The 14,953-nt window shown below is 72.3% G+C and carries 13 protein-coding genes; 5 read left to right on the top strand and 8 right to left on the bottom strand.

Annotated features, from left to right (window positions below):
- The first annotated feature begins 218 nt into the window (after nucleotides 1–218).
- The 4 genes from WME95_RS39315 (at nucleotide 219) to WME95_RS39300 (ending at nucleotide 4,156) form a co-directional block, all read left to right on the top strand.
- The gene (locus tag WME95_RS39315; RefSeq protein ID WP_012239819.1) at nucleotides 219–557 is read left to right on the top strand and encodes a P-II family nitrogen regulator; all 339 of its coding nucleotides are present in this window, start codon (nucleotides 219–221) and stop codon (nucleotides 555–557) included.
- A 166-nt stretch (nucleotides 558–723) separates the two neighbouring features.
- Nucleotides 724–2,136 carry a type I glutamate--ammonia ligase gene (glnA, locus tag WME95_RS39310; RefSeq protein ID WP_437545073.1) on the top strand — a complete coding sequence of 471 codons (1,413 nt, stop codon included), beginning with the start codon at nucleotides 724–726 and terminating at the stop codon, nucleotides 2,134–2,136.
- Between the two features lie 428 nt (nucleotides 2,137–2,564).
- Nucleotides 2,565–3,650 carry a serine/threonine-protein kinase gene (locus tag WME95_RS39305; protein ID WP_437904452.1) on the top strand — a complete coding sequence of 362 codons (1,086 nt, stop codon included), beginning with the start codon at nucleotides 2,565–2,567 and terminating at the stop codon, nucleotides 3,648–3,650.
- 158 nt (nucleotides 3,651–3,808) lie between these two features.
- Complete coding sequence (locus tag WME95_RS39300; protein ID WP_272102879.1) at nucleotides 3,809–4,156, top strand: hypothetical protein; 348 nt, start codon at nucleotides 3,809–3,811, stop codon at nucleotides 4,154–4,156.
- Between the two features lie 162 nt (nucleotides 4,157–4,318).
- Here WME95_RS39300 and WME95_RS39295 read toward each other — a convergent pair whose 3' ends face one another.
- Both WME95_RS39295 and WME95_RS39290 read right to left on the bottom strand, forming a co-directional pair.
- A complete protein-coding gene (locus tag WME95_RS39295; RefSeq protein WP_437904451.1) occupies nucleotides 4,319–6,175 on the bottom strand; it encodes a permease in 1,857 nt (618 codons plus the stop codon).
- Nucleotides 6,176–6,342: 167 nt separating this feature from the next.
- Nucleotides 6,343–6,795: a Fur family transcriptional regulator gene (locus WME95_RS39290; RefSeq protein ID WP_437295011.1), complete on the bottom strand. Its 453-nt coding sequence runs from the start codon at nucleotides 6,793–6,795 to the stop codon at nucleotides 6,343–6,345.
- Between the two features lie 767 nt (nucleotides 6,796–7,562).
- Here WME95_RS39290 and WME95_RS39285 point away from each other — a divergent pair.
- Nucleotides 7,563–8,471 (top strand): zinc metalloprotease, encoded by a 909-nt coding sequence (locus WME95_RS39285; protein WP_437904450.1) that lies wholly within the window; start codon nucleotides 7,563–7,565, stop codon nucleotides 8,469–8,471.
- A gap of 75 nt (nucleotides 8,472–8,546) precedes the next feature.
- Here WME95_RS39285 and WME95_RS39280 read toward each other — a convergent pair whose 3' ends face one another.
- The 6 genes from WME95_RS39280 to WME95_RS39255 all read right to left on the bottom strand — a co-directional run bounded on the left by WME95_RS39280 (nucleotide 8,547) and on the right by WME95_RS39255 (nucleotide 14,896).
- On the bottom strand, nucleotides 8,547–9,314 hold the full coding sequence (locus tag WME95_RS39280; protein WP_437545067.1) for a hypothetical protein: 768 nt from the start codon (nucleotides 9,312–9,314) through the stop codon (nucleotides 8,547–8,549).
- A 392-nt stretch (nucleotides 9,315–9,706) separates the two neighbouring features.
- A complete protein-coding gene (locus WME95_RS39275) occupies nucleotides 9,707–10,543 on the bottom strand; it encodes a CPBP family glutamic-type intramembrane protease (protein WP_437904449.1) in 837 nt (278 codons plus the stop codon).
- Entirely contained in the window at nucleotides 10,525–11,676 is a 1,152-nt protein-coding gene (locus tag WME95_RS39270) for a peptidase MA family metallohydrolase (RefSeq protein ID WP_437904448.1), read from the bottom strand. Before WME95_RS39270 ends, WME95_RS39275 begins: the two co-directional genes overlap by 19 nt.
- A complete protein-coding gene (locus WME95_RS39265; protein WP_437904447.1) occupies nucleotides 11,673–12,608 on the bottom strand; it encodes a hypothetical protein in 936 nt (311 codons plus the stop codon). Before WME95_RS39265 ends, WME95_RS39270 begins: the two co-directional genes overlap by 4 nt.
- Before the next feature lie 58 nt (nucleotides 12,609–12,666).
- Nucleotides 12,667–13,665 carry an NAD-dependent epimerase/dehydratase family protein gene (locus tag WME95_RS39260; RefSeq protein ID WP_437904446.1) on the bottom strand — a complete coding sequence of 333 codons (999 nt, stop codon included), beginning with the start codon at nucleotides 13,663–13,665 and terminating at the stop codon, nucleotides 12,667–12,669.
- 94 nt (nucleotides 13,666–13,759) lie between these two features.
- On the bottom strand, nucleotides 13,760–14,896 hold the full coding sequence (locus WME95_RS39255; RefSeq protein WP_437904445.1) for a hypothetical protein: 1,137 nt from the start codon (nucleotides 14,894–14,896) through the stop codon (nucleotides 13,760–13,762).
- Nucleotides 14,897–14,953 lie beyond the last annotated feature (57 nt).

Raw genomic sequence — 14,953 nt, 5'->3', positions numbered from 1 at the left:
CCGCTGGATGGGTCCCTGAGTCGTTGACAGTGGCGGGCAAGGCTCGGTGGACCGGGCCGCCCCCGTCACGGATCGGAAGCCGGGCGGCGCCCGGCACATCGATGGGAGGCCGCCGGCGGAGGTGTCCCCCCTTTACCAGCTCTGCTCCGGCGGGGCCTTTCGGGTGAGCGCCCGGGTCTTCCACCCTGGCGGGCACCCGGTCACCACAGGCGTGCGCAATGAAAAAGGTCGAGGCGATCATCAAGCCGTTCAAGCTCGACGAGGTCAAGGACGCCCTCGCCGAGGTCGGGATTCAGGGCATGACGGTGACCGAGGTAAAGGGCTTCGGTCGGACCGGCGGCAAGAAAGAGGTCTATCGAGGGTCGGCGTATGTCGTCGACTTCGTGCCGAAGGTGAAGGTCGACATCGTCGTGCCGGACAGCATGGTCAGCGACGTGATCGACGCCATCGAGAAGAGCGCCAAGACGGGTCGGATCGGCGACGGCAAGATCTTCGTCGTCCCCGTCGAGGAGGCCGTGCGGATCCGCACGGGGGAGCGCGGCGAGGACGCCATCTAGGAGGCGCGCCGCCGGCAGAGCGTCACAGGGCATTCGCGGCGGGTCACAGGCTCGAGGATCGACAGCATCGACAGATCGGCAACCGACAACCGAGAAGCGAGCACGAGCCCGCGCACCGTCGAGTCACATACAGCGAGAGCAGCGAGTCAGCGAGGTAGAGAAGATCATGAAGGCGAAAGATGTCGTCGCGTTTGCGAAGGAAAACGACGTAAAATTTGTCGATCTCAAGTTCATCGATCTGCCCGGCATCTGGCAGCACACGACCATCCCGGCGTCCCGCCTGAACGAGGATCTCTTCGAGGAGGGGATCGGCTTCGACGGCTCGTCGGTGCGCGGATGGCAGCCGATCAACGCGAGCGACATGCTGATGACGCCCGATCCGTCGACGGCGAAGCTCGACCCGTTCCATGCCCAGAAGACGCTGAGCATGATCTGTAAGATCAGCGATCCGGTGACCGGCCAGCCCTACGGCCGCGACCCGCGTTACATCGCCCAGAAGGCCGAGAACCACCTCCGCGCGAGCGGCATCGCCGACACGTCCTACTTCGGGCCCGAGGCCGAGTTCTTCGTCTTCGACTCGGTCCGCTACGAGAGCTCGCAGCGCGGCGCCTTCTACGAGATCGACAGCGACGAAGCGGTCTGGAACTCCGGCAAGGCCGGCCCGAACCTCGGGCACAAGATCCGGTCGAAGGAGGGCTACTTCCCCGTCGCGCCGACCGACACGCTCGGCGATCTGCGCGGGCAGATGATGTCCACGCTGATCGAGACCGGCATCGGGGTCGAGGTCGGCCACCATGAGGTGGCGTCGGCCGGCCAGTGCGAGATCGGCATCAAGTTCTCGACGCTGACGGCGATGGCCGACAACCTCATGTGGTTCAAGTACGTCATCAAGAACGTCGGCCGCAAGAACGGCAAGTCGGTGACGTTCATGCCGAAGCCGCTCTTCGGCGACAACGGCAGCGGCATGCACTGCCACCAGTCGCTCTGGAAGGAGGGCAAGCCGCTCTTCGCCGGCGACGGCTATGCCGGGATGTCCGACACGGGCCTCTGGTACATCGGCGGCATCCTGAAGCACGCGAAGGCGCTCGCCGCGCTCACCAACCCGACGACGAACAGCTATCGCCGGCTCGTCCCGGGTTATGAGGCGCCCGTGAACCTCGCGTACTCGAGCCGCAACCGCTCGGCGTCGATCCGCATCCCGCTGGCCCCGGGCAACAGCCCGAAGGGCCGCCGCATCGAGGTCCGCTTCCCGGACGCGAGCTGCAATCCGTACCTCGCCTTCGCCGCCATGATGATGGCCGGCCTCGACGGCGTCCAGAACCGGATCGATCCGGGCGACCCGCTCGACAAGGACATCTACGCGCTCTCGCCCGAGGAGCTCAAGGAAGTGCCGCACATGCCGGGTTCGCTCGACGAGGCCCTCGGCGCCCTCGAGCGCGACCACGAGTTCCTGCTCCGCGGCGACGTCTTCACCCGCGACATCCTCAAGACCTGGCTCGACTACAAGCGCGAGCGCGAGGTCGACGCGGTCCGGCTCCGCCCGGTCCCGCACGAGTTCTTCCTCTACTACGACGTCTGATCGCCCACCCCCGAGGGCAGCGCAGGGGCCGGCGCACAAGAAAATTGCGCTGTGCCCCTCGCTGCCCAGCCTCTTCATCGCTCGCCGTCGTGCTCGGCGAGCGCCGATGACGCCGAGTCGAAGCGTCGCGGTATCGGAAAATCCACGGATCTCTGCGCCCCCGGGGGCGGCGAGGCGGGTTGTCGCCCCCTCGCGCCGCGAACTTTTGCTTCCTGCTGGAGCGCGCCGCACCGCGGTACCGCTCGTCCATGGCTCGGGTTATCCTGCGGTCCGGATCCGACGGGGGCGGCGTAAAGCCAGCTCCTCCTCGGTTCCTCGGTTCCTCGGTTCCTCGGTTCCTCGGTTCCGCGGTCCTCTGGCCCGCCGGTTCGTCCGTATCCTCGGTTCCCTCAGTTCCTTCAGCTCCCCAGCGACACCTCGGCGCAGCAGTGAACCCCGGCGATCTCATCCAGTCTCGCTACCGGCTCGTGAAGCTCCTGGGCCAAGGCGCCAGCGGGTCGGTGTGGGCCGCGAAGAACGTGCTCATCGATCGCGACGTGGCGCTCAAGGTGATGAGCCCCGAGGTGGCCGGGGACGCCGTCGCGCTCCAGCGCTTCTTCAACGAGGCGAAGGCGAGCGGGCGCCTGCGGAGCCCGAGCATCGTCGAGATCCTCGACCTCGGTCAGGCCGAGGACGGCTCTCCGTTCCTCGTGTTCGAGCTGCTCGTCGGCGAGGGGCTCGACGAGTGGCTGCGGCGCGAGGGCACCATCGAGCCGGAGGTGCTGGTCGAGCTCTTCCTCGGCCTCGCGCGGGCGCTCGACATGGCCCATCAGCAGGGGATCATCCACCGCGATCTGAAGCCCGCGAACATCTATGTGCATCGCAACCACCTGGGCGAGCTCGTGGGGAAGATCCTTGACTTCGGGATCAGCAAGGTCCTGGAGAAGGAGCACAACTTCTCGCTGACCCGCACGGGCTGCGTCGTCGGCTCGCCGGCGTACATGTCGCCCGAGCAGGCCGCGGGGCGCGAGGACGTGGACGCTCGCGCCGACATCTGGTCGCTGGGCGTCGTCATGTACGAGGCGTTGACCGGGACGACCCCGCATCAGGCGCCGAACTACAACGCGCTGATGGTCCGGATCCTGAGCAAGGACTGCGATCCGATCGCCGCGCGCAGGCCAGGGCTCCCGCAGCACCTCTGCCAGCTCGTCGAAGCGTGCCTCCGCCGCGAGCGCGACGAACGGATCGCCTCGGCGGACGCGCTCGCGAAGGAGCTCGAGGCCGTTCTCCGCGAGCTGCGTGCCGAGCGCTTCCGGGGACAGAAGGGGCGGCGCGCCTCGGATATCGGCCTCAGCGGCGACGTCGGCCTCGCGCCGGAGAGCACGGCGGCGCGGGGCGGCGACGCCGCCGGGACGCTGGGACGGCTCGTGCAGCACGGCAGGCGCCTGCCAAAGGCCATGCTCGTCGCGGCGGGCATCGGGGTGGTGCTCTGGGCAATGGCGCTCGTGCTCATCGGCAGGTACTGGATCCGCTGAGCGCCGCGGCGCCGCAGGGCGAGCGAGCGTGGTCGGCTCGCCCACGGCATGCGCGCCAGGTTGCTCCTTGCGGCGGTGCGCGTCGGGGCCCCATGTTGGCCCCACGTCGAGCCGTCACCCGAGCTCGAAGCGAGCATTGATGGAAAGGATGCAAGTCGATGGACGACCACCAGACGCATGAAGCGCACGCCCATGTTCATGGGCAGGGATGTGGACATCAGGCGTTGCGGCATGAGGACCACGTCGATTACCTGCACGACGGACACCTGCATCACCCGCACGGCGATCACTTCGATGAGCACGTGCTCTCGGTCGGCAAGGAGAACCCTGACGCGTGCACGCCGAGCCATGCATGCGCCGATCACGAGAAGGCGCACACGCACGGGGCAGGCTGCGGCCATCAGGCCGTGCCCCACGGCGATCATTTCGATTACCTCGTCGGGGCGCACCTGCACCATCCGCACGGCGATCACTGCGATCACCACGGCTCGGTCCAGCTAGGGTGATCGCCGCGCCGCCCCGCGCCGGAGCTCCGGCGCGTGAGGTGGAGGCCGCGGGACGACGCGCGAGGGAGACCGGCGAGCGGCGCGCGAGGGAGAGCGGCGAGCGGCGCGCGAGGGAGAGCGGCGAGCGTGAGCTCCTGGAACGACGTTCCGGGGAGCCCGGCGTCACGCGGGCGGCGCGCCGTGGTCGCCCGGTGCGCCGCTCGCGCTGCAGCGATGTGCGCCTGCGCAGGGCGCAAGCGGCTCCTCCGGCCCGGACGCACCGATGTCGCCGGCGCCGCGCATGCCGCCGAGCCATGCGCGAGGGCCGAGCCTCATGAAGCTCGAGAGCAGGAGCGCGCCGAGCGCGGCCGCGCAGACCCACGCGATGGTGGAGTGCTCCTGGGGCGCGAGGTCGTGGAGGTCCGGGATCGCCGCGAGGGGGACGAAGGCGTTCGCGACGAGGCCGAGCGCGACCGCGAAGGCGACGCTGAAGAGCGCGGCGGCGGCGGCGGCGCGCGCTCCGAACGCCCGACGCAGGCCGCCGAGCGCCGCGATGTGGGTCGCCGGTCCCGCCACGAGGAACGCGAGCGCGGCGCCGACCGGGAGCCCCTTGTGGATCATCACCGCGGCGAGCGGCGCCGCGCCGTGCGCGCACACGTGAGCGGGCACCGCGAGGAGCGCGCTCACGAGGACGTCGTCCGGCGCGCCGAGCGCGCGCGCTGCGGCCGGCGCGATGGCCGCCTCGAGGACGGCGGCGAGCAGGAGGCCCGCGACGTACCAGGCGGCCATGTGATCGAGCGCTGGACCGACGGCCTCGGCGACGGCGGCGCGGAGCCGCGCGCCCGGCGATGCCACGGTCCGGGCGACGACGGGCGGCGCGCCGCCGGAGGGCGCAGCGCTCGAGCCAGGCGTCCTGGCCACCCTGGCGACGAGGAGCGCGACCAGCACGGCGAGGAGCGCGCCGCCCGCGACGCGCGCCGCGGTGAACGGCAGGCCGAGCATCCGCAGCGAGAGCAGCGCGCCGGCAGGATCGAGCGCCGGCGCGCAGAGGACGACGGCGACGACCGCGGCGACCGGCGCGCTCGCGCGCGAGAGCCGCTGCATGCGCGGCGCAACGCCGCAAGCGCAGAGGGGCAGCGCCGGCCCGGACGCCAGGCTGCGGGCGGCCCGGGGCAGCGCCGCGCCGCCGCGCAGCGAGCCGGTCGAGCGATGCAGGACGATCGGAGAGAGCGCGCGCAGGAGCCCTGCCACCGCGAGCCCGGCGAGCACGGCGGGCGCCGTCTCGATGAACAGCGGGCCGAGCGACTCGGCGAACGACAGCTCGGACGCGTGCGCGCTCGTGAAGGAGCTCTCCGGGCTGGGGAGCGCGAGCGCGACGCAGAGCCCCGAGGCGAAGGCGATCGCGCTCGCCGTCCGCGCGCGCGCCCCCCGGGGCGGCGCCTCGTGCGTGTGGACCACGAGCCGCAGGAGGACGCCGAGGCCGAACGCGATGAACACCTCGAACGACTCGTGGGGGAGGCTCTCCACGGCGCCCTGGCCGAGGAGGGCGCCGAGGACGGTGAGCAGCCCGAGGAGCCCGAGGCGCGCTCCGAGCTGCCGCCAGCCCCAGGCGGGCAGGAAGCGCGCCGCGAGCGACAGCCCCTCGGGCAGCCGGTGCACGAGGACGGCGCTCGCGAAGAGCACCCCGTCCGCGCCGCTGTCGGCCGCAGCCACGGCCAGCGCGAGCCCGGCGCCGTCGAGCAGCCCGTGCACGGCGAGCGCCGAGAACGCGATCTCCCGCCCCAGCACCTCGCCGGTGTCGCGCCGCCGGTGCTCCGTGAGCCCGAGCGCCGCGTACCCGAGCGCCGCCCAGAGGAGCGCCTGCGCCCCGATCTCCTCGACGACGTGCGGCAGGTGGCGCGTGAGGATGAGCGCGGGCACGAGGCCGAGCGTCAGCCCGTCGAGCGCCGACGTCGGCAGCGCCTGGCGCCGGCCGAGCGCCACGAGGAGCGGCCCCGCGGCGAGGCCGGCGATCGACAGGACGACGACGAGCGCGAGCATGGGCGCGGTGGGCTATGCCCGAGCCGCGTAGCCTAATCAATATCAAATTGGTGTTGCAACCAGGATGCGGACAGGCGTCTGTCGTCGCTGAGCGTCGCTGAGCGCCGCCGAGCGCCGCGTCATTCACGCGGCACGGGGCCGCCGGTGGCCCGGGGCTGCTCCGCCGCTCAGGCCTGCACGCACCGATCGCAGCGGCCCTTGATCTGGATCTGGAGTCCCTTGCGCCGCAACGCGCGCGGCGCGCCGCGCGCCGCCTTGATTTCGATGCTCTCGTCAGGGAGGCAGAGCACATCGCCGCATGTGTCGCACATGAAGTGCGGGTGCTCGTCCGCCGCGTGGGCTCCGGTGGACTCCCGCAGCTCGAACCGCCAGAGGTGGTCGCCCATGTCGGTGCGGCGCACGAGCCCGGCGTTGGTCAAGTCGATCAGGTTCCGGTAGATGGTGGCGCGATCCCACCCTTTGGGGGCGAGCTCAGCAGCGAGCTCCGCGTGGCTGACGGGCGTCCGCGAGCGGCCGAGGCTATGCAGCACCGCGATGCGCGGCGAGGTGGCCCGCAGGCCGGCCGCCCGGATCTGCTCACGGAGCTCCTCCGCGGACTGACCTGCTTTCGTACGCGCCATGCCAGACATCTACCGTCGCCAGGAGAGTACTGCAATCACGATGCATCGCGCCCGTCGGCCGCGCAGCGCCCGGGTCGGCCGCGTGCCAGTGTGAGCGAGATCGCAGGGGCGCCGCCGAGCCCGCCGCGCCACCGCCCGCGAGAACGCTGCGTCTGCCCTCGTGCGGGCCGCGTGTGCGCGTGTCCGGCGCGGCCCCGACGAGAGGGCCGGCGGCGGCGAGCGCCGACCCGGCGCCGAGAGGATGTGGCAGGCGGAGAGTTTGGATAACGCCGTGCACCTGGCTTCGAGCGTCGCTCTAGCTGCACAGACCAGGCGGATGGGCGCGCGGCGCGGCGCTCCTCGGGAAAGCGCCTCGAAATCGGGGTGAGCTCCGCGGGCCCTGATCCCGAAGGCGCGGAGGACATGGAACAGGCGGAACAGCCAGGTCCCCGTCGTCGTCTGATCTCGAGTCGCGGGGCGCTCCCTCGGTCCGCGCCGCTCTCGACGTGTGCTCCATCATGGAGCGATCGATCCACGTTGGAGCAATCGGCGTGTCCGTTCCACACGGGCCGCTGCGCCTCGTCATCGCTCTGCGTGTCCGGGGGCCTGTCGGCGTTCGGCGAGAGAGCGCAAGACTCGTAAGACGACCAGAACGACCAGAACGACCAAGACATGGAATCTTCCTTGGTCGTCGCGAGTGGAATCAGCCCTTTTGGAATTGAACCGATTGTGATCGCGGATATATATTCATGCTTCCTTTGCGGGGAAATGAACCAAGGAGAGTGTCCATGCGAGCTCGGACGTGCGCGGAAGTATTTGCCTTAGTCTTGATCGCTGCCTTGGGCGTCGCGTGCGGCGCCGACCCCTCGACCCCCGCGGAGGATGCGCCGGCCGTCGTCGACGTCGAGCCCGAGCAGGTCGAGGCGGCGCCGGCGCCCCTGCGGCGCGGCTGCGCGACCGTCGAGCTGAGCGACGTTGAGAAGGAAGCCGTCGAGCAGTCCGTCCGCAGACAGATGGCGCTCGGGTTCTCGGTGGGCGCGGCGGTCGAGATCCCCGTGCACGTCCACGTCATCAACAAGGGCGTCGGCGTTTCGAACGGCGACGTGACGGACCGGATGATCGCGGAGCAGATCGAGGTGCTCAACGAGGCGTACGCGAACACCCGCTTCAGCTTCACGCTGGCCTCCGTCGATCGGACGAGGAACGCGACCTGGTACACCATGTCGTCGGGCTCTTCGGCCGAGCGGCAGGCCAAGGCAGCGCTCCGCATTGGTGGGCCAGACCACCTCAATCTCTACACGGCCAATCCGGGCGGCGGTCTGCTGGGCTGGGCGACGTTCCCCTCGAGCTACGCGGCCCGTCCGACCGACGACGGCGTCGTCCTGCTCCATTCCACGTTACCCGGCGGCAATGCGGCGCCGTACAACGAGGGAGATACGGGGACACATGAGGTCGGTCACTGGCTCGGCCTCTTCCACACGTTCGAAGGCGGCTGCCACAAGAGCGGTGATGGCGTCGCGGACACGGCGTCGGAGCGCAGCGCCGCGTATGGCTGCCCGCTGAACAGGGACAGCTGCCGGGGAGGTGGGCTCGACCCGGTCCAGAACTTCATGGATTACACCGACGACTCCTGCATGGATGGGTTCACTGCAGGGCAGGCCGATCGCATGTCGGCGCACTGGGACACGTATCGTTGATCGGTGGGTGATGTGACGGCGGGCGGCGGGCGACTCCGCCGCTCGCCGGCCGGACAGGCGTCCGGCAGAGATCGATCACATCGACTTGATCTGGGCCCGGCGCTCGAAGCTCCGGCTCTCGGTGAGGACGCGCGGCGCGGGCTCGGCAGGCGCCGGCCCCGCGCTCGAGTCCCTGTCTCCCTGCGCCAGGCGCTGCTGGCGGCGGGTGCCGGCCTGTACGCCGAAGTACACGCCGAGGAACGTCACGACGCCCCAGCCGAGCAGGCCGACGGCGATGAGGCCGGTCTGGCGCGACGCATCGCCCCCGAGCTGGCTGATCTCCTCCATCGGCGCCGACAGCTTGCTCACCTCCTTCATCGGCTCGCGCAGCGTCGCGACCTGCTCCATCGGCTGCTTCAGCCCGGCGACGTCGCGCATCGGCGCGTCCAGGGCGGCGACGTCGCGCATCGGTGCGTTCAGGGCGGCGACGTCCGTGAGCGGGCCGCGGATGCCCACGAGGCTCTCGTTCATCGCGGCGATGGTGGCCTCCATCTGGCTCAGCCGATCCATCGACTCCTTGAGGCGCGCGGTCTCCCGCATGCTCTGCTGCATTGCGTCCATCGACCCCTTGAGCTCGGCCAGCCGCTCCATCGCCGCCTGCATCTCGGCGAGCTTCTCCATCGGCTGACGCAGCTCGGCGAGCTGATCGATGCTCTCCTGCGAGCTCCGCAGCGTCTGATTCGAATCCTCGATCGTCGCGCGGGTCCGCCGCATCTCCTCCGTCGTTGCCTGGATGGAGCGCGTGTTCGTGTCGATCATCGTCGCCATGCCGCAGCCCGTCGACACGAGCGCGAGCAGCATCATCGGCGCAATCCGAAGGATCCTTCCGCAGTGCATACCTGATCGTTGGTTCCTCGAAGGCGGCGCGTCAATGTGTGCTTGACGCGGTGCGCTGAAATATGACATAGCCGTGTCCGAGGGGTGAGGCGCTGTGGGACATCGCGCGTGTTCGCCCGCGATCCGCTTGCGCGGCACGTGCTCTCACGGCGCTGTGAAATGTCGGTGTCGGTCCGGTGGATGTGACGCGCCGAGCGCTGGAAACCGGACGCAGGCGGTGGAAGGGGAGAGGCCGAGTGCGCAGCTGCGATGGACGCGGCGCCGCCAGCGCCGATGTCCGGAGCTACAACGCGGGTGCGTCGCGCTTCATGCCAGCGCGGCGGCGAGAGCTCCGTGGCGGCCGCGCGGGGCGGGGGCGCTCACCGCGCTGGACGGTCAGGCGGCGGGGCGCCGGCGCGGAGGGTGAGCGCGGCGAGGATCGCGAGCACGGCCGCGCCGAGCCAGGCGGGCGGGCCGGAGGCCTGCGTCCCCGCGGCGAGGGCGCCGTCGATCCACGTCGCGTCGAGCAGGGCGCCGCGCAGACCTGCGCCCGCGAGCGCGGTGAAGCTCGCGTGGACGGCGACCGCCGCGAACACGCCGCGGCCGCGCAGGAAGAGCGCCGCGGCGAGCGCGCCGAGCGCGGTCGCGAGGGCGAAGCTCGACGGGGACGCGCCCGGCGCGAGCCCGAGCGCGGCGCCGTGCGCGAGGGCGGAGAAGACCAGCGCGGGGCGGGGCGAGAGGCCGGCGCGCGCCGCGGCGGCGAACGGGATGCCGGTGAGCAGGAGCTCGTCGCGGACAGCGAGGGCGATGGCGCGCGCCAGGGCGAAGCCGAGGCTCGCCGAGGGCGCCCCGGCCTCGACCGTCACCCACCCCAGCACCGCGGAGACGCCGAGCGTGATCAGCACGGCGAGCGCGCCCAGCGCAGCGCCGAGCCCGACGCGACGGGCCAGGCGCGCGCGGCGGCCTGGGCCCTCCGGCTCCAGAGGGTCGGTCCACTGCACGCCGGCCCGCGCCGCGACGACGTCGGCGATGACCGCGCCGGCGAGCGCCGCCGCGAGCGGGCTCGACGACAGGAGCACGGACACGATCTGCAGGGCCGCGGCGAGGCCGATGAGCCAGGCCGCGCCGAGCGCGAGCTCCGTCAGGCGGCGCTGCGGTCCGGGGGGATCGCGCCGAGGAGGGGCCTGCTCCGTGGTGTTCAATGGAGCGTGTGCCACTGGCCGTTGTGCTCCACCTTCGGGACGTCCGCGTCGCCGTCGACCTCGTTGCGGTGACGCGCGCCCAGGGTGGCGACGAGCTGCACCGTGGACGGGCGCGCGGGCCGGTGGCGTACCTCCGACGCCGCGCGGAGCCGGCGGCGCGGCGCGGGAGGCGGCGGCGACCTCCGGCCGCGGAGCCGCTGCACGGCCAGCCGGCCGGAGACCAGCAGCCCGATCGCCAGCAGCGAGCCGGCCAGCACCGGGACGAAGCCGTAGCGGCGCGCGACGTTGGCGCGCCACGCGAGCTCGATCTCGCGGCCCGTCGAGACATAGGCGGCCCCGAGCGCGGCCTCGAGCGGCACGCCGCCGCGCACCTGAGCCAGCGCGCGCACGAAGCCCTGCCGCCGCTCGTCCTCGACGAGGAAGCGGACGATGTCGGCCGCCTGCGCGTAGGGCAGCGAGCCGGCCGTGTCCTCGGCGCCCGTCAGGTTCGCCTCGAGCTCGTCGAGCGGGAGGAGGCGCCCCCGGAGCGCGGCGACCGAGAGCTCCTGCGCGCGACGAGCGCCGCGGTCTCCGGCCACGTGGGCGGCGAACCCCTCATGGAACCAGCGCGGGACGACGGCGCCGCCCGTCACCTCATCCAGGGCGAGGTGCGCGAGCGCGTGACGGAAGGATGCCTCGAGATCGGGCGTCTCGGCGCCGAGCCGCGGAGAGGCGCTCAGGACGGCGAGCCGCAGCGCGCCGAACGAGATCGCCGTCACGCGGCCAGCGAGGCCCCCGGGGACGAGATCGTCGAGCTCGGCGGGCACATCCGCGATCCGGACCTTCACCGGCGCGGTCAGCACGTCGCGGCCGAGCAGGGCGCCGAGCTCGGCGCGCAGGTCGCCGGCGCGGGCGATCAGCGGGCGGACACGGTCGCGGGTGGACGGGTGATAGGCGAACTCGATCCAGCCGAGATCCTCGGTGTGGTACGCCGGAGGCGGCGGCGGCACGGGAAGATCGGCGCTGCCGTCGCGCGGCGCGGCGGGCGCGTCGTAGACGCGGGGCGCGGCGCCGGCGAGCCGCGCGGGCGCGGCGATGATCGCGACGCAGAGGAGCGCGGCGAGCCTCAGCCCGAGCCCCGCTGGTCTGCGCCGGGAGGAGCGCGTCATGGCGCGATCCGGCCCCGGAGGTGCACGGTGTCGCCGTCATCGCCGCCCGTCTGGGCCAGCACCAGCACGACGATCCCGGTCGCGACGACGCCAGCGAGCGGCCCCCAGAACCAGGGGGAGCTCCACGTCGAGCGCCGCTCCGACGGCTCCGACGAGCTGGCGCCGCCGCCCGCGGACCCCGACGCCGCCTGGGCGACGTCGGCGCGAGGCCCGCGAGGTCCCGAGGCCCCGCGCGGCGATGAGGCGGGCGCGGTCGGCGTCGCAGCGGGACCCGCCGCGCCTCCGCGCCGTTCGTCTCCCGCGAGCAGCGCGCGCACGGCCGCGCCCGCGCCCGGCCAGCCGAAGATCGCCCCGGCGGGGGCGGCCGCGCCGTCGGCGGTCCGCTGGACCGTGGCGCCGAGCTCGAGCGGCGCGTAACTCGCGCCCGCGACCCGGAGCACGCGCGCCACGGGGTGGCCGTGCGCCGTGCTCACCGCGACGACGAGCGCCGCGCCCGCGCCCGCGCCGAGCGACGCGAGCAGCCCGCGCGCGACCGGCTCGGACTCGGCGCGCCCGGCGGAGCGGCGCACCTCCGCGAGCTCCTTCACGGCGGCCGGCGCGTCCGGGCGCGGCGGATCGCCGGCGAGCACCTGCGCTGTCGCCTCGTCGATCGGCGGGCGGAGCGCGGGGTCGCCGTAGATCGCGCGGGCGAGCGAGCGAGCCGCCTCGGCGCTCGCGTCGTCCACGGCCACCACGACGGCGCCGCGCAGGGCCGACCGTGCGGCGGGCGCCTCCGGCGCGCCGCGCGCAGCCGGCGCCGCCGCCGCGCTGCCCGCGTCCGGAGCCGCCGCGGCGGCGCCGTCTCGAGGCGGCTCCTGGGCTTGCGCGGGCGCCGCCGTGAGGCCGAGCGCCATCGCGACGAGGCCCGGGGCAACCGGCGGACAGCGGAACATACATTTACGGTACGGAGGCCGTGGGCGAGCGTCAAACGGCGCGCGGCGCGGCGTCACGTCACAGCCAGCCGTGCTCGCGGTACCAGGCGACCGCGCGGCGCGTCCCCTCCGCCCAGCTCACCTCGGGCGCCCAGCCGAGCTCCCTGCGGGCGTCGCTCGAGTCGCAGACCCAGTGCGACGCGGAGAGCTCGTTCAGCTTGTCGCGCGTGAGCATCACGGCCTTGCCGGTGAGGCGGCCGAGCCCCTCGCTCGCGAGCGCGGCGCCGCGCACGAGCGAGAACGGGACGCCGAGACGGACGAGCGCCCGCGCGCCGAGCGCCGCCTCCACGTCCGCCAGCATGTCGCGCCACACATACACGCTTCCGTCGTCGATGAAGTAGGCGCGGCCGCTCGGCACGTCGCTCTCGATCGCCCGGATGCACGCGGCGGCCGCGTCGGAGGCGTAGATGACGCTGAGCGTGTTCCTGCCGTCGCCGAGCATCGGGAGGAAGCGGCGCGCGACGCTCTGGAAGAACGCGAACGACTCCTGGTCGCGCGGGCCGTAGATCATCGGGGGGCGCAGGACGACCACGGGCAACGCGCCCTTCTCGGCGAGGACCAGCCGCTCGGCCTCGAGCTTCGAGCGCCCGTAGCGCGTCACCGGGGCCGGGCGCGCGTCGGCGGCGATGGGGCGCCCGTCCAGGCTCGGGCCGATGGCGGCGAGGCTCGAGACGAACACGAACCGCCGAATCGCCCCCGCCGGCGCCGCCTTCGCCGCGTCGAGCAGGTTCCGCGTGCCGTCGACGTTGATCCGGAAGAACTCCGCCTCATCGCGCGCCTTGACCAGCCCGGCCGAGTGCACGATCGCGTCGACCCCCGGCGGGCCGACGACCGCGTGGCGGACGCTCTCCGCGTCCTCGACGGCGCCGTACGCGAGCTCGACCCCGCGCAGCGACGACAGGAACCTCGTGTCCGACGAGCGCCGCACCAGGGCGACGACGCTGTGCCCCTGCTCCACGAGCTGCTCGGCGACGTGCGAGCCGAGGAACCCGCTCGCGCCCGTGACCAGCACCCTCATCGATCCGCTCCTCCTTTCCGGTCCCGGCGCCCGCCGGCGGCTCGACGTGGCGCCGGCGCTGGCGCCCACGTCGCACAGCCGGCGCGCGCGTCCATCACAGCGCCCGCTCGTAGACGCGGTACTTCTTGTGGACCCGGCCGCCCATCAGCCGGATGCCCGCGTTGATGGCGGCGTTGTCCTCCAGCGTCCACCCCAGCTCGCCGCCCTCCATGCCGAGCAGATGCGCCGCGCGGTTCATCTCGACGTAGAGGAAGGCGCTGAGCCCGGCGTAGCGCCGCACGTGGCGCCACTTCTTGCGGATGCCGAGCACGACGAGGCGCCCGCGCTTCGGGCCGCGCACGCGCAGCCGCCACAGCAGCTTGAAGATGCCGCCCGGGAGGAGCTTGCCGTGGAAGTCCTTGATCAGCTGGTTGAGGTCGGGCAGCCCGAGCGACACGGCGGCCGGCTCGCCGTCGATGAACGTGATCTTGGTGAGCTCGGGCATCAGGATGAGCCGCACGTCCTTCGCCCACTTGACGAGCTCCTTCTCGGTCATCGGGACGAAGCCCCAGTTGTCGCTCCAGGCGTCGTTGTAGACGTCCATGAGGATCCGGATGTCGCGGAGCAGGTTCTTCGGATCGCCGCAGCGCGTGTGCACCTCCGGCATCGCCAGGACCTCGGCGTGGGCCCTCTGCGCCCGGGCGGGGACGTTGCCGACCTCGTAGCCCCACGCGTAGAGGTCCTTCACCTTCTCGAGCCCCGCTTGCTCGATGAGCCGGCCCTGGTGCGGCCGGTGGTAGGGCATCATCATCACCGGCGGGAGCTCGAAGCCCTCGATGAGACAGCCGATCTCCTCGTTGGTCGAGAGCGAGTAGGGGCCCCGCATGCGCTTCATGCCGCGCGCGCGCAGCCAGCCCGCGGCCTCGGCGAGCAGCGCCCCGGCCGTCTCGGCGTCGTCGATCGTATCGATGAACCCGAACGAGCCGGTCTCGTCGCGGTGGACCCGGAGGTGCTCGTGATCGACCTGCGCGGTGATCCGGCCCGCTGGCCGGCCGTCCTTGTACGCCACCCACGCCGTCCCCTCGGCGTGCTCGAAGAACGGGTTCTTCTTCTTGTCGAGCCGATCGGAGATGTCCAAGTCGAGCGGGCGGATATAGTTGGGCTCACCCTCGTAGACGGTGTCGACCACGTTCAGGAAGTCCTTGAGGACCTTCTTGTCGCCCTTCCGGAGCTCGCGGATCTCGATAGCCATAGGGCTTGAGCCCGTACCTTCCGAGACGCGGCGCTGCAAGGGGCTCGCACCGACGTG

Source organism: Sorangium sp. So ce327 (assembly GCF_051530205.1).
GTDB lineage: Bacteria > Myxococcota_A > Polyangia > Polyangiales > Polyangiaceae > Sorangium > Sorangium cellulosum_B.
The sequence above is the reverse complement of the archived record's forward strand: the minus strand, read 5'-3'. Positions and strand labels throughout refer to the sequence as shown.